The following is a 22484-nucleotide window of genomic DNA, read 5'->3' as shown; positions in this document are numbered from 1 at the left end:
ATCCGGGCTACAGGCAAATGCTACGCCGCCGCGGCAAGGCTCCGCGGGTGGGCGACATACTCCTTCAGCACCGTACCTGATGTGTCCACCTCTGACAGCGACACGTCGTAACTCCAGAGATCGGCGAGGTGTTGCAGCACACGCTTGGTGTCGGCTTCGGTGAGTTGGGCGCCCTTCACCACGGTATGCCGCAGCATCAGGCGACGATCGCCGGCAAGATCGACATCGACGACCTCGATATTGGGATCGATGAAGCCGACGTCGTATTGCCGCGACAGTTCGCGCCGCAGCCGCCGATAGCCGCGCTCATTGTGAATGGCGTCGACCAGAATGCCGGAGCGATCCGCCGGATCGTCGTGCAAATGGAACAGACGGAACTTCCGCATCAGATGCGGACTCATGAACTGGCTGATGAAGCTCTCATCGCGATAATTGGCCCAGACGTCCCGCAGCACGGCCATCGCATCGCCTTTGCCGGCGATGTCAGGGAACCACTCGCGATCCTCGTCTTCCGGATTGGTGACGATGCGCTCGATGTCCTGCATCATCGCAAATCCCAGCGCGTACGGGTTGAACCCGGAATAGCGCGGGTCGTCGAATTCGGGCTGGAACACGACGTTGGTGTGCGACTGCAGGAATTCGAGGAAATTGCCGTCGGTCAGCCGGCCCTGCTGGTGCAACCGGCTCATGATGCGATAGTGCACGTAAGTCGCTGTGCCCTCATTCATTACCTTGGTCTGGCTCTGCGGATAGAAGTACTGCGCGATGTGCCGCACGATCCGCAGGATCTCGCGTTGCCAGGGGCGCAGGCGCGGCGCCGTCTTCTCGAGGAAATACAGCAGGTTTTCCTGCGGCAGGCCGAGCAACTGGCGGCGTCGTTCGACGTCCAGGATCGCACCGGTCTTGACTTTGGTGCCCGGAACGGTGCGCCACAGGTCGTTGAAGGCGCTCTCTTCGTGGGCACGGCGGCGGCCCGCCCGCTTCTCCTCGGCGCGAAGATCGAGACTCTTCTTGCCGGGATAGCGATCGATGCCATGCGACATCAGCGCATGCGCGGCATCGAGCGTGTGCTCGACCGCCAGCCGGCCATGGCGCTCCTCGCAATGGGTCACGTAGCGCTTGGCGAACTCGAGGTAGTCGAGAATGCCGTCGGCGTCGGTCCACTGCTTGAACAGATAATTGTTCTTGAAGAAGTGATTGTGGCCGAAGGCGGCATGCGCGATGACGAGCGTCTGCATCGTCGCCGTGTTCTCTTCCATCAGGTAGGAAATGCACGGCGAGGAGTTGATGACGATCTCGTAGGCCAACCCCATCAGCCCCTTGCGGTAAGATGCCTCCTGGAAGGCAAAGTGCTTACCGAATGACCAGTGCTTGTAGAACAAGGGCATGCCGACCGACGAATAGGCATCCAGCATCTGCTCGGCGGTAATGACCTCGATCTGGTTGGGATAGACGTCAAGCCCCAATTCGTCCCGTGCCACCTGCTCGCAGGTATCGCAGATCCGCTGCAGCGTATGGAAATCCCAATCGGCGCCCTGAAACAGCAACTGGTTCGGCGCGCTCATGGTGCGGCCCTTTCCTGCGGGCCGCGCCGCTGGAAGAGATCGTGAAATACCGGAAAGATCTCGCTGCGTTCGTTGACCTTCCGCATCGATAGCGGCGCGCCGTTGGCACGCAGGCCCTCGTAGAGGGTCCACAGCGCCGAATTGGGCATCTCGTAGCTCAAGCCATGCTCCTGACCGACTTCCAGATAGGCAAAGAACTGGCAGGCCGGCAGGATCTTGTCGGTCAGCAACCGGCCCGTGACCTCGCCATCCGAATAGGAATTGTCGCCGTCGGAAGCCTGCGCAGCATAGATGTTCCAGTCCGCCGGACGGAACCGCGTCTGCACGATCTCATGCATCGCCTGCAGCGCGCTCGACACCAGCGTGCCGCCGGACGCCGGGCCGTGGAAGAATGTCTGCTCATCGACCTCTTCAGCGCGGTCGGTATGCCGGATGAAGACGATCTCGACGTGGCGATAGCGCCGCTTCAGGAACACGTAGAGCAGCATGTAGAAGCGCTTGGCGAGATCCTTCATGTGCTCGGTCATCGAGCCGGAAACGTCCATCAGGCAGAACATCACCGCCTGAGCCACCGGCTTCGGCACCGTCTCGAAGCGGCGATAGCGGATATCGATCGGATCGATGAAGGGAATGCGCTTGATCTTCGCCTTCAGCGCTTCGATCTCGGCCAGCACTTCGACACGCCGTGCCTCGCTGCACGTTTCGAGCTCCGCCTCCAGCGCTGCCAGCGTTTCCGGGCTCGGCCGCCGCAGCGCGACACGTCGCGCGAGCGCGCGGCTTACCGTGCGGCTGATCGAGATGTTGGCGGGCGAGCCGGATGTCGAGTAACCCGCCCGGCGGATGCCCTGGCTTTCGACCTCAGCCAGCTTGCGCTTGGCGAGATCGGGAAGCTCCAGATCGTCGAGGAACAGGTCGACGAACTCCTCGCGGCTGAGCACGAAGCGGAACGCGTCTTCGCTGTCACCCTCACCCGCGCCCCTGCCCTTGCCGCCGCTCGGATTCGGCCGCGGAAGGATATCGCCTTCCACGAACTTCTTGTTTCCGGGCAGCACCATATCGCGCGTGCCGCCCTCACGACGAAAGCGCGGCTCGTCCATGCCGTCGATCGGGACGCTGACCTCGCCGCCTTCGAGGACATCCTTGATGTCCCGTTCCTGCGACGACTTCTTCACCGCCCCCTGAACCAGCGCCTTTGCACGACGCAAAAAGCGCTGGCGGTTTTCCAGACTCTTGCTGCCTGGGTTCAGGCGGCGGTCGACGATGTGAATAGCCACGTTTTCATCCGCCTCAGCCAGCCTGTTTCACGCGCATGTACCACTCGACCAGCCGACGGACTTGCCGCTCGGTATAGCCACGTTCGACCATGCGCGCGACAAACTCGCCGTGCTTCTTTTCGGTCTCGCCGTCCTTCTTCGAACCGAAGGAAATGACGGGGAGCAGATCCTCGACCTGGGAGAATATCCGCTTTTCGATCACTTCGCGAATCTTCTCATAGCTGGTCCAGGACGGGTTCTTGCCGCCGTGCTGGGCCCGAGAGCGCAGCGAGAACTTGACGACCTCGTTGCGGAAGTCCTTCGGATTGGCGATGCCCGCGGGCTTCTCGATCTTGGTCAGTTCCTGATTGAGCAGTTCGCGATCGAGCAGTTGTCCGGTGTCGGGATCCTTGAAATCCTGATCCTCGATCCAGGCGTCGGCATAGTCGACATAACGATCGAACAGGTTCTGGCCATAATCCGAATAGGATTCGAGATAGGCCTTCTGGATCTCATGCCCGATGAACTCGGCGTAGCGCGGCGCAAGCTCGGCCTTGATGAACTCGAGATAACGTTTCTCGACTTCGTCGGGAAGCTGCTCGCGCCGGATCGACTGCTCCAGCGTGTACATCAGATGGACCGCGTCGGCGCCGACCTCGTTGGTGTCGTGGTTGAAGGTCGCCGCCAATACCTTGAAGGCAAAGCGGGTCGAGACGCCGTCCATGCCTTCGTCGACGCCCGCGGCATCCCTGTATTCCTGGACGCTGCGCGCCTTCGGGTCGGATTCCTTCAGGCTGTCGCCGTCATAGACCCGCATCTTGCCGAACACGGTCGAATTTTCGTGCTTGCGCAGGCGCGACATCACGGAGAAGCGCGCCATCGTCTCGAGCGTAGCCGGCGCGCACGGCGCGGTGGCCAGTTCGGAGCCCTGGATCAATTTTTCGTAGATCTTCTGCTCCTCGGTGACGCGCAGGCAGTACGGCACCTTGATGACGCAGATACGATCGATGAAAGCCTCGTTGTTCTTGTTGGTCTTGAAGCTCTGCCATTCGGCCTCGTTGGAATGGGCCAGGATGACGCCGGTATACGGGATCGCGCCGATATTCTCGGTCCCGATATAGTTGCCTTCCTGCGTCGCCGTCAGCAGTGGATGCAGCATCTTGATCGGCGCCTTGAACATTTCGACGAATTCGAGAATGCCCTGGTTGGCGCGGTTGAGGCCGCCCGAATAGCTGTAGGCGTCGGGATCGTTCTGCGCGTAGGTCTCCAGCTTGCGGATGTCGACCTTGCCGACCAGCGACGAGATGTCCTGGTTGTTTTCGTCGCCGGGCTCGGTCTTGGCGATCGCGATCTGACGCAGCCGCGACGGCTGGATCTTGGCGACGCGGAATTGCGAGATGTCGCCGCCGAAGGCTTCGAGGCGCTTGTAGCACCATGGGCTCATCAGTCCGCTGAGGCGCCGGCGCGGAATGCCGTACTTCTCTTCGAGCATCGGGCCGAGCGATTCCGGATCGAACAGGCTGAGCGGGCTTTCGAACACCGGGCTGAGTTCGTCGCCGGCTTTAAGCACGTAGATGGGATGGACTTCCATCAACGCCTTGAGCCGTTCAGCGAGCGACGACTTGCCGCCGCCGACGGGTCCGAGCAGATAGAGTATCTGCTTGCGCTCTTCGAGACCTTGCGCGGCGTGGCGGAAGAAGCCGACGATCCGCTCGATCGTCTCCTCCATTCCATAGAAGCCGGCGAAGGCGGGATAGAGCCGCATCGTGCGGTTCAAAAAAATACGGCCAAGGCGGGGATCCTTGGCCGTGTCGATCATCTGGGGTTCACCGATCGCAGCAAGCAATCGTTCGGCGGCGTTGGCATATCGCATCGGATCGTTTCGACACGACTCCAGATATTCCGCCATCGACATGTCGGTCTGGCTTCTTGCTTCGAAAGACCGGGCGAAAGCATTGAACAGAGAATCGTTGTACATGATCCGTCTCTCCATGGTCACCTGTAAATGCCGTACGCTCCAATCGGGTTCCAGTTTCGGAGCGCTACAGCTTCCGTTCGCGAATCACCATCTGCACTAGGGTAGATTGGACACGCGAGCGACTTCGCATTGCAATGCAATAGTCATGCTAGAGGCCTGAGCCTCGTAGTGATACGGTGGCATTTCGCTCCTCATGTAGCCCTCGCGCAACATTTGCCCCGGCGTAGTACTGAACACGACGTTAGGGAGTTTTTAAGGAATCTGGACGGGTTAGCGCGGCTCGATTCGAACGTGGCTCGGCAGTCCCGGGCGCCCAAATGGAAAAATCCGGGGTTTTGCACGCCCGAACGCACCACAATTGCAGCTTTTGTGACCCTCCGGGGGCGGGCGAGCGGCGACAATTGCGAAGATGAACACGCGTTCATTTCGTCGCCCACACCTTGAACGCTCCTGGCGCCGGGCGCGACCAAAGTTATATGCCGCTCGCTTAATCCGAGGCTGCCATGAAATCCGCCTTCCTTGCCGTTGCCATCGCCTCCATCATCGGCGCCAATGCCTGCAACGCCCAGGACGGCGTCGACAAAGCCAAAGCCACCGCCTTCGACAACAGGATGTTCGGCGGACCGCTTGGCCAGAAGACCTATGCCTGCTTCGTGCGTCGCTATAGCGCCGGTCATCTGGCGCAGCATCCGAAGCAGAAGGTCAGCGCGATGAAGCTCCTGGTGACCGCCGAAGATGCGCCCGAAGACAAGACCGTCAATTATTCGTTTCGGCTCGGCTTCAAATATCGCCACCGCGCCGGCAATTTCGACTCCAGCGGCTACTGCAGTCACATCGTCGCCGAGAACACCGGTGGCGAAATCCGGCTCGGCTGCGGCGTCGATTGCGAAGGCGGCGGCATTGAGGTCGCAATGAAAGACGACAAATCCGCGCTGATCCGGCTGGAGCGGATCAGAATCTGGGAGCGCAACAAGCCTGACGACGATGCCAGCAACGATCTGGTTGCCGGTGCCGACGACAAGGTCTTCCGTGTCGATCGAGCGGATCTGCACGAATGCTCCGAGTTGGTGACGGACCGCAAGGAACTTGCGGCGCTCCGGCACAAGTGAACCACACTGCACAGTATTGGCGAGACCGGCTGCATGGCACTGTTATATATAGCGTCGGTGGGGAGAAAATTCCATGCATCGACGTAACATCCTGTGGGGCGCAGTTTCGGCCTTCAGCGCGGCCTTTACGGTCTCCCGCGCCAGTGCGGCTGGCGACGTCGCGCCTTCCAGGAAATTGAAGGTGGTTTATCACCTCGCCGACCTCGACAAGGTCAGCTTCGTGCTGGGCAACATCCAGAACCACTACGACGGCGTCGGCGGTCCCCACAATGTCACGATCGCGCTGGTGGTGCACGGCCAGGCATTGCGGGCGTTTCATTCCGCTTCCGCCAATCCTGACGTTTCGAAGCGCGTCGGTCAGTTCTCCAAAGCCGGCCTTGAGTTCGCCGCCTGCGGCAACACCATGACGTCGCAGAACGTCACGCTGAGGGAATTGCTGCCGGGTTTCGTCGCCGCCGAGCACGGCGGCGTGGTGCGGATCGCCGAGTTGCAATCGCAAGGTTATCTCTACATCCGGCCTTGAGATCGACTGCCGCGTCGAGCGCTCATTTGCGCGATTTGATCGCCGCACTTTCGCCGGTCATATTCGGTTGAATAGTTCTCGTGTTCGGATTCGTCTGCAGCCGCGTCCGCGCGGCGTCGACATGCGGGTTATGCCCACCCGCGATCGCCCGCGGGACATTGTGCCCATGCCCGCCCAACTGCACGCTTATGCCCGCCGCTTGCATAGATGCCGCGCCGGGCAGGGTCAGGGCAGACAATAAAACGAGGCCGGCGGTGACTGACATACGACACTTCACAATGGCCTCCTTCACGACTTCGTGCTCTGCGACGGTTGGTGTCGCTTCCGGGGAAGCCGGTTCGACCCATCGCCGGGTCCACTGACAGAACGGGTATTTGGGGATCGCACCGGAACCGATCGCAATATCGTGGTAGCTTCTCCCATTCGTTCCGCCTGCGGGCCGAACCAAATATTGACTTTCCCGCCCTGCCCCCGAAAGCTGCCGGAAACCCGAAAACCGACCGAACAGAACAGGCCCCATGAATCCCGTCAAAACGCTCGAAAACCATGGCCAGGCGATCTGGCTGGACTTCCTCGCCCGCGGTTTCGTCGCCAAGGGCGACCTCAAGGCGCTGATCGACAGCGACGGCGTCAAGGGTGTGACGTCGAACCCCTCGATCTTCGAGAAGGCGATCGGCAGTTCGGACGAGTATGACGGCGCGATCGGCAAGGCCTTGCAAAACGGCGACCGCCCGGTCGCCGACCTGTTCGAGGCCGTCGCGATCGAAGACATCCAGAACGCCGCCGATGTGCTGCGTCCGGTTTACGACCGGCTGAACGGCGCCGACGGCTTTGTCAGCCTCGAGGTCTCGCCCTATCTGGCCATGGATACCAAGGGGACGATTGCGGAAGCCGAACGGCTCTGGAAGGACGTCAAGCGGCAGAACCTGATGGTGAAGGTGCCGGCCACGCCGGAGGGCCTGCCGGCGATCGAGCATCTGATCGGCGAAGGCATCAGCATCAATATCACGCTGCTGTTCTCGCAAGCAGTCTATCGCGAGGTCGCCGAGGCTTACATCGCCGGTCTCGAAAAATACGTCGCCAACGGTGGCGATCCCATGCCCGTCGCCAGCGTCGCCTCCTTCTTCGTCAGCCGCATCGATAGCGCGGTCGACAAGCAGCTCGACGACAAGATTGCCAGGGCCAACGACCCCAGCGAGAAGGAACGGCTGAGCGCACTGAAGGGCAAGGTCGCCATTGCCAACGCCAAGCTCGCCTATCAGGATTACAAGAAGCTGTTCGCCGGCGCTCGCTGGGAAAAACTCGCGGCCAAGGGCGCCAAGCCGCAACGTCTGCTGTGGGCCTCGACCGGCACCAAGAACAAAAACTACAGCGACGTGCTTTATGTCGAGGAACTGATTGGTCCCAACACCGTGAACACCGTGCCGCCGGCTACGCTCGATGCGTTCCGCGACCACGGCAAGCCGCGCGACAGCCTCGAAGAGAATATCGAGGACGCCAGGCGGGTTTTGGAAGAGCTCGAAAAGTCCGGCATTTCGCTCGACGCCATCACCGAGGAATTGGTGAAGGACGGCGTCAAGCTGTTTGCCGATGCCGCCGACAAGCTCTACGGCGCGGTCGCACAGAAGCGCGTAGCCTCGCTCGGGGGCGGCATCGACCACCAGCATCTCGCGCTCGGCGACCGGATCAAGAAGGCCGTCGAAAAGAGCACCGAGGATTGGCGCGCATCCGCAACGATCCGCCGGCTGTGGCAGAAGGACAAGTCAGTCTGGACCGGCGACGACGAGGACAAATGGCTGGGCTGGCTGAACAGTCCCGCAGCGGCCGATATCGCCGATTACGAGGATTTTTCCCGTCGCGTGAAGGGGCAGAATTTCAGCGATGCGGTCGTGCTCGGCATGGGCGGATCGAGCCTGGGGCCGGAAGTGCTGGCGGAGACCTTTGCCAAAAAATCCGGATTCCCGAAGCTGCATGTGCTCGATTCCACCGATCCCGCACAGGTGCGCGCGATGGAGGACAAGGTCGATCTCGCCCACACCCTGTTCATCGTCTCCAGCAAGTCCGGCGGCACCACCGAGCCGAACGTGATGAAGGATTATTTCTTTGATCGCGTGTCAAAGACCATCGGCAAGGACAAGGCCGGCCATCGCTTCATCGCGGTCACCGATCCCGGCTCGTCGCTGCAGAAGGTCGCCACAAAACAGGGCTTTGCCCGCATCTTCTACGGGGATCCCACCATCGGCGGCCGTTACTCCGTGCTGTCGCCGTTTGGCCTCGTGCCAGCCGCCGCTGCCGGCATCGACGTTCGCAGCCTGATCACCCATGCGCTGGCGATGGTGCGCTCCTGCGGCGCCGACGTGCCGCCGCACGAAAACCCGGGCGTTCAGCTTGGGTTGGCGATGGGGCTCGCCGGCCTCGAAGGCCGCGACAAGGTGACGATCACTTCATCGCCGAAGGTCGCGGACTTTGGCGCCTGGGCCGAGCAGCTGATCGCCGAATCCACCGGCAAGGAAGGCAAGGGCCTCATCCCGATCGACGGCGAGCCGCTCGGCGATCTCTCGCTGTACGGCAACGACCGCTTCTTCATCGATATCTGCACCGAAGGCGAAGACGACGCCTCGCATGACGACCGGCTCAAGGCGCTTGAAGCGGCCGGACATCCCGTGGTCCGCATTGTCATGAAGTCGATCGACCATATCGGCCAGGAGTTTTTCCGGTTCGAGATGGCGACCGCCGTGGCCGGCGCGGTGCTCGGCATCAATCCGTTCAACCAGCCCGATGTCGAAGCCGCCAAGATCAAGACCCGCGAGCTGACGGGCGCATTCGAAAAGACCGGAAAGCTGCCGGCGGAGCAGCCCGTCATGTCGACCGACGAGGCCGATCTCTATACTGACGAGCGCAATGCCGACGAGTTGCGCAAGGCCGGTGCCAACGGAACGCTGGGCTCGTGGATCAAGGCGCATCTTTCACGTTCGGAAAGCGGCGACTACGTCGCCCTGCTGGCCTACATCGCCCGCGATCCTGGCACGATCGGCTCGCTGCAAAAGATGCGGCTCGCGGTGCGTAACGTCAGGCACGTCGCGACCTGCGCGGAATTCGGCCCGCGCTTCCTGCATTCCACCGGACAGTGCTACAAGGGCGGACCGGACAGCGGCGTATTCCTGCAGATCACCGCCGACGATGCCAAGGATCTGAAGGTGCCCGGCCAGAAGGCCAGTTTTGGCATCATCCTGGCCGCGCAGGCCCGCGGCGATTTCGACGTGCTCACCGAGCGCGGGCGGCGCGCCTTGCGCGTCCATCTCAAGGGCGATCTGGGATCAGGATTGTCCGCCCTTGATGCCGCGATTGCAGAAGCACTCAGCTAGGGAATTCAGGATATGCAACTCGGCATGATCGGCCTCGGCCGGATGGGCGGCAATATCGTCCGCCGGCTGATGAACAATGGCCACACCGCCGTGGTCTACGACAAGGATGTGAAGGCCGTCGCCGCCCTCGCCGGCGAGGGCGCAACCGGCGCCGATACGCTGGAAGATTTCGTGGCGAAGCTGGAGAAACCGCGCACCGCCTGGGTGATGCTGCCGGCAGGCAAGATCACCGAAGCGACCATCGAGGCCCTGGCAAAACTGATGCAGCCCGGCGACGTCATCATCGACGGCGGCAACACGTTCTGGCAGGACGACGTGCGGCGCGGCGCGGCGCTGAAGGCCAACGGCCTCCACTACCTCGACGTCGGCACCAGCGGCGGCGTATGGGGCATCGAGCGCGGCTATTGCATGATGATCGGCGGCGACAAGGCGGTGGTGGACCGGCTCGATCCGATCTTCAAGACGCTGGCGCCCGGCATCGGCGACATCCCGCGCACGCCGGGGCGCGAGGGCCGCGATCCGCGCATCGAGCAAGGTTACATTCACGCCGGCCCATCCGGCGCCGGACATTTTGTCAAGATGATCCACAATGGCATCGAATACGGCCTGATGCAGGCCTATGCCGAGGGTTTTGACATTCTCAAGAACGCCAATATCGAGGCGCTGCCGCCGGAGCATCGCTTCGATATGAATATTGCCGACATCGCCGAGGTCTGGCGGCGCGGCAGCGTGATTCCGTCCTGGCTGCTGGATCTCACGGCGTCCGCGCTGGCGGAAAACCAGACGTTGGATAATTACTCCGGCTTTGTGGAAGATTCCGGCGAAGGCCGCTGGACCGTCAATGCCGCCATCGACGAGGCGGTGCCGGCGGAAGTGCTGACAGCGGCGCTCTATGCGCGCTTCCGTTCACGCAAGGACCACACCTTTGCGGAAAAGATCCTCTCCGCGATGCGAGCCGGCTTCGGCGGCCACAGGGAGCCGCCGAAAAAACCCGGCGCAAAGGCCTGATCAGCATGGCGGTCGGTCAGATAGCACAGAAGAAACCCGATCCCTGCTCCTTCGTCATTTTCGGCGTGACTGGCGACCTCGCGCACCGGCTGGTGATCCCCGCCCTCTATAACCTCGCCGCCGGCGATTTGCTCCCGGACCAGTTCTGTCTGGTCGGAATCGCCCGCAAGGGCATGACGAGCGACAAGCTGCGTGACAGCCTGATGAAGGGCCTGCGCCAATTCGCGACCCGGCCGGTGGACGATGCCATCGCGCAACGCCTGCTGGGCTGCCTCACCTGCATCGAGGCCGATCCGAAAGATCCGGCTTCCTTTGACGCAATGCGCAAGCAACTCGACGAACTGGAGGCCGCCCGGGGCACCGGCGGCAATCGGCTGTTCTATCTGGCCACCCCGCCCAACGCGTTCCTGCCGATCAGCCGCGAACTCGGCCGCACCGGCATGCTGGCCGAGAACGGCGCGTGGCGGCGGCTGGTGGTGGAAAAGCCGTTCGGCACCGACTTGGCGTCGGCAAAGGCGCTCAACAACGAATTGCTCAAGCTCGTCAACGAGCACGAGATCTACCGGATCGATCACTATCTCGGCAAGGAGACGGTGCAGAACATTCTGGTGCTGCGCTTCGCCAACGGCATGTTCGAGCCGATCTGGAATCGCAACCACATTGACCATGTTCAGATCACGGTCGATGAACAACTGGGCGTCGGGCATCGCGGCAGCTTCTACGACCAGACCGGCGCGCTGCGCGACATGGTGCCCAACCATCTGTTTCAGCTGCTGTCGCTGGTCGCGATGGAGCCGCCGATCCGTTTCGACGCCCATTCGGTGCGCGGCGCAAAGGCAGACGTGCTCGCCGCGATCCAGCCGCAGAGCGAGATGGAAGCCTTGCAAAATTCGGTGCGCGGCCAGTATCTGGCCGGCCGGATTGGCGATAACCGGATCGAAGACTATCGGAAGATCGAGGACGTCGCCGCTGGCAGCACCACCGAAACCTATGCTGCACTGAAACTGGCCATCGACAATTGGCGCTGGGCCGGCGTTCCGTTTTACCTGCGCACCGGCAAGGCGCTCGGCGTCAAGCGTACGGAAGTCGCGATCAAGTTCAAGCAGGCCCCGTTCGCGATGTTCAACTGCACGCCCGTCGAGAAACTGGCGCAGAACTATCTCGTAATCGGCGTTGCACCCAACGAAGGCATCGCGCTGCAGTTCAACACCAAGGTACCCGGTCCGACGATCCAGATCGACGGCGTCGAGATGAAATTTCGCTACAAGGATTACTTCAAGGCAGAGCCTTCCACCGGCTACGAGACGCTGATCTACGACTGCATGATCGGCGACAACATCCTGTTCCAGCGCGCCGACAGCGTCGAGGCCGGCTGGAAGGCGGTGCAGCCGTTCATCGATGCCTGGAAGAAAGCCGGCGCCGACGGCCTGAAGACCTACAAGGCCGGTAGCGAGGGGCCGGAGGAAGCCAACGAACTGTTGCGGCGCGACGGCCGAAGCTGGCGGAAACTCGGGTGACGATGGCCCTGAACGACAATCGCCGCGTGATCGAAGTCGCCGACCCAACGGCGCTGGCCGCTGCCGCCGCCGAGCATGTGCTGGCCAGGACAGCCGCCAACCGCGGCCGCGTGGCGATCTGCCTCACCGGCGGCTCAAGCCCGACAAGGCTCTATCAACTGCTGGCAACCGAATCCTATCGCAACCGGCTGCCGTGGCATCGCGTGCACTGGTTCATTGGCGACGAGCGCTTCGTACCCGCGAATGATCCGCTCCACAACATGAGCATGGCGCGGGCGGCCTTTCTGGACCGGTGCGCGCCGCCGGAAAACATCCATCCGATTCCGACCGCGACTACTGACCTCACAGATCCCGATCGCGCTGCCGCGCTTTACCAACGGGAATTGCAATCGTTCTACGGTGCGGACGCAATCGATAACGCTCGTCCTCTGTTCGATCTCGTGCTGATGGGTGTCGGCCCCGACGGCCATATTGCGTCGCTGTTTCCCGACGACCCCGCCCTCGACGAGACCGCGCGCTGGGTTGTCGGCGTACCCAGGGCGAATGTCACGCCGCTCGTCCCGCGGGTGACGCTCACGTTGCCCACGCTTGCCTCCTGCTGCGAAATGCTGTTCGAGGTTGCGGGCACGGACAAGCGTGCGATCCTGACGCGCGTCTTCGCAGGCGAGAACCTGCCCGCCAACCGCGCGCGATCCACCGGCGAAACGTTCTGGCTGGTGGACCGCGCCGCGATCCCGGAGAATTTTGGTGGGCGCTAAGACCCCTTGCGCGCTGGTGGTGATGGGCGTTTCCGGCTCGGGCAAAAGCACCGTCGCCGACCGTCTCGCCGCGCGCCTCGGCTGGCGCTACGAGGATGGCGACGGCTTTCATCCGGCGAGCAATGTCGCGAAGATGAGCGCGGGCCAGCCGCTGACCGACGAGGACCGCTGGCCGTGGCTGCAGGCGATCGCCGACGAGATCGACCGCCTGTCGGCCGCCGGCGAGCGCGCCGTGATCGCCTGTTCGGCGCTGAAGCGCGCGTATCGCGAGGTGCTCGTGCACGGCCGCGACGACATCCGCATCGTCTTTCTCGACGGAACGCAGGATCTGGTCGCCGCCCGGCTCGCCGCGCGGAAGGGGCACTTCATGCCCCCGGGCCTGCTCGCCAGCCAGTTCAGGACGCTGGAACGGCCGGATGCGAGCGAGCGACCGGTCGTTGTCTCGATCGATGCGTCGGTCGAACAAATCGTCGATGATATTGTCACTCAACTGGATCTGGTTGCCCCATGACCCGCATCGCACTGGTCGTTTCCGACGTCGACGGCACGCTATTGACAAAGGACAAGGTTTTGACCGATGGCGCCAGGGTGGCCGTACGCAAGCTGCGCGCGGCCGGCATCGGCTTCACCATCGTCTCCAGCCGTCCAACCATGGGCATGGGTTTTCTGATCGAGCCGCTTTCGATCACGCTTCCCGTCGGCGCCTTCAACGGCAGTTCGATCGTGGACGCCGCGCTCCAGCCGATCGAGCAGCACCTGATCGGAGCTGATGTAGCGCAGCGCAGCCTCGACGTGCTCAAGGCGTTCGGCGTCGATATCTGGCTGTTCACCAACGAACGCTGGTACACGCGCAGTCCCGACGGCGAGTACGTCCCGCACGAGAAGCGGGCGATCAAGGCCGATCCGACCATCGTCGCCGATTTCACGCCGCATCTGGCCGCCTCCTGCAAGATCGTCGGCGCCAGTTCGGACGCGGCCCTGCTGCAACGTTGCGAGGTAGCGATGAAAGAGGCGATCGGACAGGAAGCTACCGCGGTCCGTTCGCAAACCTATTATCTCGACGTCACCCCGTCCGGTCACGACAAGGGCACCTTCGTTACGGCAATCGCGAAGCGGCTGGGGATTCCGGCCGAGGCGGTAGCGACCATCGGTGACATGGAGAACGACCTGCCGATGTTTGCCAAAAGCGGTATCTCGTTTGCGATGGGAAACGCGGCCGACAGCATCAAGACGCGTGCGACGCATGTGACCGACAGCAACGAGCACGACGGATTTGCGCGCGCGATGGAGACGGTGCTGCGGCTCGGATAGCGGGATTCCCGATCCGCTTCGGCGATGCTTTCGGTATCAAGCGCGTATCAAGGATAAATCGAGGATTCCTCAAAGCCTTTGCGTGGCGAATCCGCTTTGGTGCCCGGGCACGATCGGCAAGCGCGAGCCGGTGCCCGACCGCCAGATCCTCCCATGAAGGCAGGTTCACCCCAGCCCGGGCCTGCCGTGGCGTAGACGGGTGTCGGCTCGCGCGACTTCGCAATCCGCCGGCGCGATCAGCGCGCAGCCGTGCTTTTCAGTGCCGAGAAGTGCTGCAAAGCAGGCGTCCGAGTCGAACGCCGGCCAGCATAACCAGTCGATCGATCCGTTACGGCCGACCAGCCGCGGCGGTCTCGCAATCGCCGATCAACCCGTAATCTTCGATCCGGCACGACAAGATGTTTTTCCGCTGATGTCAGATCGCCGCGCGCGAGCGCTCATGGGTCGCCGCCTTGAGCGCGTCGACGTCGACCGTGGACGTCATGTCCTCGATCGACACCGGAAGCCGCCGCCGCCAGTTCGGATGTTCGTCGATGGTGCCGGGAATATTGGGCTGGTCGACCACCCCGAGCAGGTCCTCCAGCGAGACCGCGAGCAACCTCGATTTGGTCCGCGCCAAAAAATTCGCAATGGCATACAGGTCGTTGCGCTCGATGGCGTTATGGCGCAGCACTTCGTCCAGCATCGCCAGCGCGTGCCAGCGCGCATCGTCGCTTTCGCCGGGATCGATGCCGAGCGAGCGCTTCAGCTTAAGATCGCCGAACGAGCGCCAGCCGGCATAGGTCGATAGATCATGCGTATTGAAGGTGACGAGCGCGTTTGTCAGGTAGTGATCGAGGCTGCGGAACACGCCCGCATCGTCGCGCTCGAACATCATCACGAGATAGGACCAGACGCCCCAATCGGCGATCTGATCGCGAAACCCTTCCGGCACAGTGCCGAGGTCCTCGCCGATCACGACGCAGCGATTGGCCATGCTTTCCTGCGCCGTCACCGCCAGCAGTGCCTCGAACGGCATCTGCACGTAGACGCCGTCGCGGGCGGTAAAGCCCTGCGGCACCAGATAGAGCCGCTTCAGCCCGAGCACATGGTCGAGCCGGATGGCGCCCGCGTGGCGCATCGAGGCGCGCAGCATATCTCGGTAAGGCGCAAACGATTCACGCTCCAACCCGGCGGCATTGAAGCCGGCAAGGCCCCAGGTCTGGCCGGCTGTGTTGAGCGGATCGGGTGGCGCGCCGACGCCGAGAAGGCGCGAAATCGCGACCTGCTCGTTCCAGGCGTCAAAACCGTCGGCCTGCACGCCGACCGCGACGTCAAGATAGAGCCCAACCTTCATGCCGAGCTTCTTCGCCAGGTCGGCCGCCGCGCCCAGCTGGCGGTCGGCGTTCCACTGCACGAACTCGACAAATTCGATCTCGCCGGCATCCTCCCCCCGGCGCAGCGCGGCGCATCTGCCTTCGTCCGGCTGCCGCCACTCTTCCGGCCATTCCCACCATGGCTTGCCGAACTTGTGCCGTAGCGCCTCGAAGCAGGCAAAATGCGACAGCAAATCGCCGCGCTCGGCGCGGAATGCGTCAAAATCCTGTTGGCGATCCCGATTGGCGCTGGTCTTGAAGGCAGCGAAAGCAGCGCGCAGCGCCTGCCACTTCAACGCAGCGACGCCGACATAATCCACGGCTTCACCGGCCCGCAACCGCGCCAGTGCCTCGCCCGAGCCGGCATCGGGCTGAAATTCGGGAAGTTTTTCGACGTCGATATAGAGCGCGTTGAGAAACAGCCGGCTGTTCGGCGAATATGGGCTGCAATCGCCCGGGCGGTCGTCGAACAAGGCGTGCAGCGGATTGAGGCCGATGCCGTCGGCGCCGAATTGATCGGCAAGTTCGATGAGGCTGGCGAGATCGGTGAAGTCGCCCATGCCCCAGTTACGCGCCGAGCGGACGCCATAAAGCTGGACCGCGATCAGCCAGCAGCGATCAAACTCGCCGCCAAATGCGCGTTCCGGCGCCGAAATCAGCGGTACATCCTCGGTGTTCACCGCATCGCTCACCTGCAGCCGGTAGATTCCGGGCGGCAGGTCGGTGGGCCACTCAATAGCGCGATCGGAAGTGTCCCCTTCGGCAATAACCTCCCGACCCAGAACGATTTTCCACCGCACCGGAAGTGTCGCCGCAGCCGTCAGTTCGGTTCGCGACGGTCGACCCGCTCGAACAACGACGGGGTGGCCGACCAGGGGTCCCGGCGCCTGCGGTGGCAAGGCCTCCAGGATAATTTTGAGCGCGGCGGCGTCCGTCACACGGCGGTGACCCTGGCCGTCCAGGAACTCGGTCTGGATCCCCTGGGCGTCGGCTTGAGCAAAAAGATTCATTCGGCACACACTTTGCACGCAAACATCAAACCAATGTCGCGAAATTGTCCAATTGCGGGAAGGAGATGGGCAGTGTCTAACGCTCGATTCCAGCAACGGTTCCCAAGGAACCAAAGCCTTCCGAGCGGCTTACTATCTCAATACGGAACGTCTCCCTTTCTTCCAACGAAACGGGGACGTCATTTCCATGGCAGTGGCATCACAGTGAACAAAAAAGCGCAGACCGCCGAGAGCTCCAACGCCGGCGCATCCCTTCCTGTCGACGGCGCTTATCCGCTGAATCCGGATGGCAGCCTTTCCTTCGAAGCAAAGGGAATGCCAGCCGCCGTCACGGACGAGCTCTGGTATAAGGATGCGATCATCTACCAGCTTCACGTCAAGGCGTTTGCTGACAGCAATAATGACGGTATCGGCGACTTTGCCGGGTTGACCGAAAAACTGGGGTACCTGCAGGACCTCGGCGTGACCACGCTGTGGCTGTTGCCGTTCTACCCCTCCCCCGGCCGGGACGATGGCTACGACATCGCCGATTACGGCGACATCAACCCCGATTTCGGGACGATGAAGGACTTTCGCCGCTTCATCCAGGAAGCCAAGAAACGTGGCCTTCGGGTCATCACCGAACTCGTCATCAACCACACCTCCGACCAGCACGACTGGTTCAAGCGCGCCCGTCGCTCGGACCCGGATTCGTCCGCCCGCAACTGGTATGTCTGGAGCGATACCGACCAGAAATATCCGGGCACGCGGATCATCTTCACCGACACCGAGAAATCGAACTGGACCTGGGATCCGGAAGCCGGCCAGTTCTACTGGCACCGCTTCTTTTCGCACCAGCCGGACCTCAATTTCGACAATCCGCGTGTCGTGAGCGCGCTGGTCCAGGTGATGAAGCGCTGGCTCGACACGGGTGTGGACGGCTTCCGCCTCGACGCCATTCCTTATCTCTGCGAGCGGGACGGCACCAACAACGAGAATTTGCCCGAGACCCACACCATCATCAAGCGGCTGCGCGCCGAACTCGACGCCTACGCCAAGGGCAAGGTGCTACTGGCCGAGGCCAATCAATGGCCGGAGGACGTCCAGGAATATTTCGGCCGCGGCGACGAATGCCACATGGCCTATCATTTCCCGCTGATGCCGCGCATCTACATGGCGATCGCGCAGGAGGACCGGTTTCCGATCACTGACATCCTGCGCCAGACCCCGGATATCCCGGCTAACTGCCAGTGGGCGCTGTTCCTGCGCAACCACGACGAACTGACGCTGGAAATGGTCACCGACGTCGAGCGGGATTATCTGTGGTCGACCTACGCCAACGATCCCCGGGCGCGCATCAATGTCGGCATCCGCCGCCGGCTGGCGCCGCTGATGGACAATGACCGGCGCAAGATCGAATTGATGAACTCGCTGCTGTTTTCTTTCCCGGGCACGCCGATCATCTATTACGGCGACGAGATCGGCATGGGCGACAACATCTATCTCGGCGACCGCAACGGCGTCCGCACCCCGATGCAGTGGACGCCCGACCGCAATGGCGGCTTCTCCCGCGCCGACCCGGCACGGCTGTACGCACCGACCATCATGGACCCCGTCTATGGCTACGAGGCGGTCAACGTCGAGGCGCAGTCGCGCAGCCTGTCCTCGCAGCTCTCTGCCACCAAGCGGCTGATCGCGGTCCGCAAATCCACCACCGCCTTCGGCCGCGGCACCATGACGTTCATCCGCCCGGAGAACCGCTCGGTACTGTGCTATGTGCGCCAGTACCGCGATGAGGTCATCCTTTGCGTCGCCAATCTGTCGCGATCGGCGCAGGCGACCGAACTCGATCTCTCCGCCTTCAAGGACCGTATCCCGCTGGAGATGCTCGGCCGCACCCGGTTCCCGCCCATCGGCGAGCTGCCGTACATGATTACCCTGGCGCCCTACGGCTTCTACTGGTTCGAGCTGCAGGAGCGCGACAAGTCGGAGCCGGTGGTGCAGCGCGCCGTGCCGGAGTTCGAAACGCTGGTGGTGCCTGTCAATGCGACCTGGATGTCGCTGGCGCGTGAACGCGGCGTTTTTGAGCGCGACGTGCTGCCGGGCTATCTGGCGCGCACCCGCTGGTATCCGGAACGATCGCCCAAGGCGATCCGTCCAGCGCTGACGTCGGCCGTGCCGTTCTGCGACATCGGCGACAACCGGCCATGGCTCGCCTTCTTCGAAACCACACAGCGCGGCATCGCGACGCGCTACGTGCTGCCGATGCAGATCGAATGGGTTCGCTTCGACCGCGAACGCTATAATCCACACGCGCTGGCGGCGGTTCGGCAGGGCGCCCGCGAAGGCACCCTGCTCGACGTCGCCACCGACCAGATCTTCATCGCGTTATTGCTGCGGAACCTGCAGCAATCTCTGACGGTAGAAGAAGGCGAACAGGGCTTGACGCTCGAATTCCGGCCGACCGCCCGCTTCAGCGACAAGCCGATCCGGCAGCCCGAGCACATCCGCATCATCGAAACCGACCAACCGCGCAGCACCGCTTTGGTGGACGACGACTATGTGGTGAAGATCTATCGGACGCTGCAGCCAGGTCCAAATCCCGAAATCGAGGTGGGGCGCTTCCTCACCGATGTCGCCCACTTTGCCAATGCGCCCGCCCTGCTCGGCAGCGTCGAGTTGGTCGAAGGCAACGAGAAAAGCGCAATCGGCGTCGTTCACGCCTTCATCCCCAATCAGGGCGATCTTTGGACCGTCAGCGCGGGCTATCTGGATCGCTTCATCGAGGAGCAGCGCTTGCTCGCGGCAAGCGTGCAGCGCGATGAGCGCGAGGATGAGTTTCCCTATCTGCGCTACATGTCGCAGGCCGGGCGGCGCGTGGCCGAGTTGCATGTTGCGCTTGCCAGCAACAGCGAACTGGCGGCATTTGCGCCGGAGCCTGCCGACCGTGACGACGTGCAGCATTGGATCGACGATCTGATGCTGTGCGCCGGCCGCGTCTTCGATTCGCTGCGGCAGCGGCGGGAGAGCCTCAGGGAAGCTGACCGGCCGCTCGCCGACCAGTTGCTGGCACTGCAGCCGGCGCTGCCGGACTTGCTGGAACGGCTGCTGTCGCGCGATACCGACATCGCCAGCATCCGTTGCCATGGCGACCTCGATCTGACGCAATTGATGATCGTCAAGGACGACATCTTCATCATCGACTTCGAGGGCGCGCCGCGAAGCAGCATCGCCGAGCGCCGGCGCAAGGTACCCGCGGCACGCGACATCGCCGGACTGGTCCGGTCGATCGATTATTCGGCAACCTCGGCCCTTGAGCGCGCGCTCAAAGTAGCCCACGATGAGGACGGCAGGCTGGGCGCGGCGCTTGGCGAGTGGCGCGACCGGGCGGCCGCCGCGTTCCTCGCCGCGTACCATGAAGCCATGACCGATCGCCGGCTGTGGCCGTCCGATCCGAACGCGGCGGATAACCTGCTGACGTTCTTCCTGCTCGAGAAGGCCTTGAACGAAATCGAGCACGAACTGTCGTTCCGGCCGGAATGGCTCCGCGTGCCCCTGATCGGAATCATCAGAATGTTGTCGCAACCATCCTTTGAGGCTTCATGAATAAACTGCCCGCCGAGGCCTACGCTATCATCGAAGGCAGGAATTCCGACCCGTTCCGCTATCTCGGACTGCACAGCGAGGGCGAGCACAGCGTGGTGCGCGCCTTCATCCCCGAAGCCTCCAATGTGGAGGCGATCGGCGAGCATGGCGAGACAGCGACGCTCGAACGCATCCATGACGCCGGGCTGTTCGCTGGCGCGCTGCCGAACGGATCAACGCGATACCAGCTCCGCGCCCGCTTTGGCGACAACGTCGTCGATCTCGACGATCCTTACCGATTTCCGCCCGTGCTCGGGGACCTCGATCTTTATTTGCTGGGCGAAGGCACTCACCGGCGGATCTACGACAAGCTCGGCGCACACCCGATGACGCTCGACGGCGTCGACGGTGTCGCGTTCGTCGTGCTGGCGCCGAACGCCAAGGCCGTCAGCGTGGTCGGTGATTTCAATTTCTGGAACGCGCTGCGGCATCCGATGCGGGTGCGCGGCGTCGGCTATTGGGAACTGTTCGTGCCGCATGCGCGTGCCGGCGACCGCTACAAGTTCGACATCACCGGCCCCGACGGGCGGCACTTGCCGCTGAAATCAGATCCCGTGGCGTTTGCGGCGGAGCTCCGGCCCTCGACCGCCTCGGTCGTCATCGACGAGACCAGGATTCCGCGTCCGCGCCCCGCGCCGGCGGGCATCAACGCGCTCGACGCGCCGATCTCGATCTATGAGGTGCATCTCGGCTCGTGGCGGCGCAAGAACGGCAATGAATGGCTGAGTTATCGCGACCTCGCCGAGCAGCTGCCGGCTTACGCCAAGGACATGGGCTTTACCCATATCGAGTTTCTACCCATCAGCGAGCATCCGTTCGATGGCTCATGGGGCTATCAGCCGACCGGCCTGTATGCGCCGACGAGCCGGTTCGGCTCGCCGGAGGATTTTTCCGCGCTGGTCGATGCCTGCCATCGCGAAGGCATCGGCGTGTGGCTCGACTGGGTGCCCGGGCATTTCCCCGACGATCCGCACGGGCTCGGCTATTTCGACGGCACCGCGCTCTACGAACACGCCAATCCGCTGCAGGGCCGTCACCTCGACTGGGGCACGCTGATCTACAATTACGGCCGCACCGAAGTGGTCAATTTCCTGGTCTCCAACGCGCTGTTCTGGCTCGACCGCTACGGCGTCGACGGCCTGCGCGTCGATGCCGTCGCCTCGATGCTCTATCTCGACTACAGCCGGCCCGCCGGTGAATGGATTCCGAACCGGCACGGCGGGCGGGAAAACCTCGAAGCCATCGAATTCCTGCGCCGCGTCAACACCGAACTGTTCGGGCTGTTTCCCGAAACCACTACGGCCGCAGAGGAGTCCACATCATGGCCGCAGGTGTCGCAGCCAGTCGAATATGGCGGGCTCGGCTTCGGCTACAAGTGGAACATGGGTTGGATGCACGACACGCTGAAATACATCGGCAAAGACCCGATCTACCGGAAGCATCATCACGGCGACATCCTGTTCGGCCTGCACTACGCGTTCTCGGAGAATTTCATTCTGCCGCTGTCGCACGACGAAGTCGTGCACGGCAAGCGCTCCATCATCGGCCGCATGCCCGGCGACGAGTGGCAGCGGTTTGCCAATCTGCGCGCCTATTACAGCTTCATGTTCGGCCATCCCGGCAAGAAGCTCTTGTTCATGGGGTGCGAGTTCGGCCAGGAGCGCGAATGGAATCACGACCAGTCGCTCGACTGGCACCTGCTGGGACAACACAAATATGCGGGCATCCAGAACCTGATCCGCGATCTCAACCGCCTCTACCGCGCCGTGCCGGCGCTGTACGAGATGGATTGCAACCAGGCGGGATTTGAATGGGTCATCACCCATGATTCTGGCAACAACGTCTTTGCCTGGCTGCGCAAGGGTTTTGACGCACACGCGCGCTGTCTCGTGGTCGTGAACTTCTCGCCAAACGTCCTGCAGAATTACCGCGTCAGGGTGCCGTTTGCCGGCAGGTGGAAGGAAGCGCTCAACTCCGACTCCGCGCATTACGGCGGCAGCAATGTCGGCAATGTCGGCGAAGTGCACACGCTCGATGGAAGCATCCCCGAACTCAACCTGACCATTCCGCCGCTGGCCGCGATCTTTCTCGTACCGGAAAGCTGACGC

General features: G+C 62.6%; 15 protein-coding genes and 1 pseudogene. 10 read left to right on the top strand and 6 right to left on the bottom strand.

Annotation, left to right across the window (positions count from 1 at the left end; translation table 11 throughout):
• Positions 1-20: 20 nt before the first annotated feature.
• The 3 genes from QUH67_RS08065 to QUH67_RS08055 are packed head-to-tail and all read right to left on the bottom strand — an operon-like array spanning position 21 to position 4796.
• Positions 21-1565, bottom strand: coding sequence for a SpoVR family protein (locus tag QUH67_RS08065; RefSeq protein ID WP_300946150.1), 1545 nt, complete (start codon positions 1563-1565; stop codon positions 21-23).
• Positions 1562-2839, bottom strand: a complete 1278-nt coding sequence (locus QUH67_RS08060) for a YeaH/YhbH family protein (protein ID WP_300946149.1) — start codon at positions 2837-2839, stop codon at positions 1562-1564. The genes QUH67_RS08065 and QUH67_RS08060 overlap by 4 nt, the downstream gene beginning before the upstream one ends.
• A 13-nt stretch (positions 2840-2852) precedes the next feature.
• Entirely contained in the window at positions 2853-4796 is a 1944-nt protein-coding gene (locus QUH67_RS08055; protein WP_300946148.1) for a PrkA family serine protein kinase, read from the bottom strand.
• A 503-nt stretch (positions 4797-5299) separates the two neighbouring features.
• On the opposite strand from QUH67_RS08055, the gene QUH67_RS08050 reads away from it, so the two are divergent.
• Positions 5300-5905, top strand: a complete 606-nt coding sequence (locus tag QUH67_RS08050; protein WP_300946147.1) for a hypothetical protein — start codon at positions 5300-5302, stop codon at positions 5903-5905.
• Positions 5906-5978: 73 nt separating this feature from the next.
• Entirely contained in the window at positions 5979-6428 is a 450-nt protein-coding gene (locus QUH67_RS08045; protein ID WP_300946146.1) for a DsrE family protein, read from the top strand.
• A 22-nt stretch (positions 6429-6450) separates the two neighbouring features.
• Here QUH67_RS08045 and QUH67_RS08040 read toward each other — a convergent pair whose 3' ends face one another.
• Complete coding sequence (locus tag QUH67_RS08040) at positions 6451-6693, bottom strand: hypothetical protein (protein ID WP_300946145.1); 243 nt, start codon at positions 6691-6693, stop codon at positions 6451-6453.
• 253 nt (positions 6694-6946) lie between these two features.
• Here QUH67_RS08040 and QUH67_RS08035 point away from each other — a divergent pair, with 253 nt between their 5' ends.
• From QUH67_RS08035 to QUH67_RS08010, 6 genes are read left to right on the top strand one after another with little or no spacing between them, the layout of a single operon-like run.
• Complete coding sequence (locus tag QUH67_RS08035) at positions 6947-9793, top strand: bifunctional transaldolase/phosoglucose isomerase (RefSeq protein ID WP_300946144.1); 2847 nt, start codon at positions 6947-6949, stop codon at positions 9791-9793.
• Between the two features lie 12 nt (positions 9794-9805).
• Complete coding sequence (gnd, locus tag QUH67_RS08030) at positions 9806-10801, top strand: phosphogluconate dehydrogenase (NAD(+)-dependent, decarboxylating) (protein WP_300946143.1); 996 nt, start codon at positions 9806-9808, stop codon at positions 10799-10801.
• 5 nt (positions 10802-10806) lie between these two features.
• On the top strand, positions 10807-12318 hold the full coding sequence (gene zwf, locus QUH67_RS08025) for a glucose-6-phosphate dehydrogenase (protein ID WP_300946142.1): 1512 nt from the start codon (positions 10807-10809) through the stop codon (positions 12316-12318).
• A gap of 26 nt (positions 12319-12344) precedes the next feature.
• Positions 12345-13076, top strand: a complete 732-nt coding sequence (gene pgl, locus QUH67_RS08020; protein ID WP_407080413.1) for a 6-phosphogluconolactonase — start codon at positions 12345-12347, stop codon at positions 13074-13076.
• A gap of 22 nt (positions 13077-13098) precedes the next feature.
• A complete protein-coding gene (locus QUH67_RS08015) occupies positions 13099-13587 on the top strand; it encodes a gluconokinase (protein WP_300946141.1) in 489 nt (162 codons plus the stop codon).
• On the top strand, positions 13584-14387 hold the full coding sequence (locus QUH67_RS08010) for a Cof-type HAD-IIB family hydrolase (RefSeq protein ID WP_300946140.1): 804 nt from the start codon (positions 13584-13586) through the stop codon (positions 14385-14387). The genes QUH67_RS08015 and QUH67_RS08010 overlap by 4 nt, the downstream gene beginning before the upstream one ends.
• Positions 14388-14582: 195 nt before the next feature.
• Here the strand turns inward: QUH67_RS08010 and QUH67_RS08005 are convergent.
• Both QUH67_RS08005 and malQ read right to left on the bottom strand, forming a co-directional pair.
• Positions 14583-14784 (bottom strand): annotated as a pseudogene (locus QUH67_RS08005) (trehalase-like domain-containing protein); the annotation flags it as partial.
• 18 nt (positions 14785-14802) lie between these two features.
• Positions 14803-16752, bottom strand: a complete 1950-nt coding sequence (gene malQ, locus QUH67_RS08000) for a 4-alpha-glucanotransferase (RefSeq protein WP_300946139.1) — start codon at positions 16750-16752, stop codon at positions 14803-14805.
• Between the two features lie 315 nt (positions 16753-17067).
• Here malQ and treS point away from each other — a divergent pair, with 315 nt between their 5' ends.
• On the top strand, positions 17068-20337 hold the full coding sequence (treS, locus tag QUH67_RS07995) for a maltose alpha-D-glucosyltransferase (protein WP_300947969.1): 3270 nt from the start codon (positions 17068-17070) through the stop codon (positions 20335-20337).
• Positions 20334-22481 carry a 1,4-alpha-glucan branching protein GlgB gene (glgB, locus tag QUH67_RS07990; protein WP_300946138.1) on the top strand — a complete coding sequence of 716 codons (2148 nt, stop codon included), beginning with the start codon at positions 20334-20336 and terminating at the stop codon, positions 22479-22481. The genes treS and glgB overlap by 4 nt, the downstream gene beginning before the upstream one ends.
• The last annotated feature ends 3 nt before the right edge of the window (positions 22482-22484 follow it).

The sequence above is a fragment of the Bradyrhizobium roseum genome (assembly GCF_030413175.1).
Classification (GTDB): domain Bacteria; phylum Pseudomonadota; class Alphaproteobacteria; order Rhizobiales; family Xanthobacteraceae; genus Bradyrhizobium; species Bradyrhizobium roseum.
Note: the sequence above shows the minus strand (reverse complement) of the source record. Positions and strands in the feature narration are given on the sequence as shown.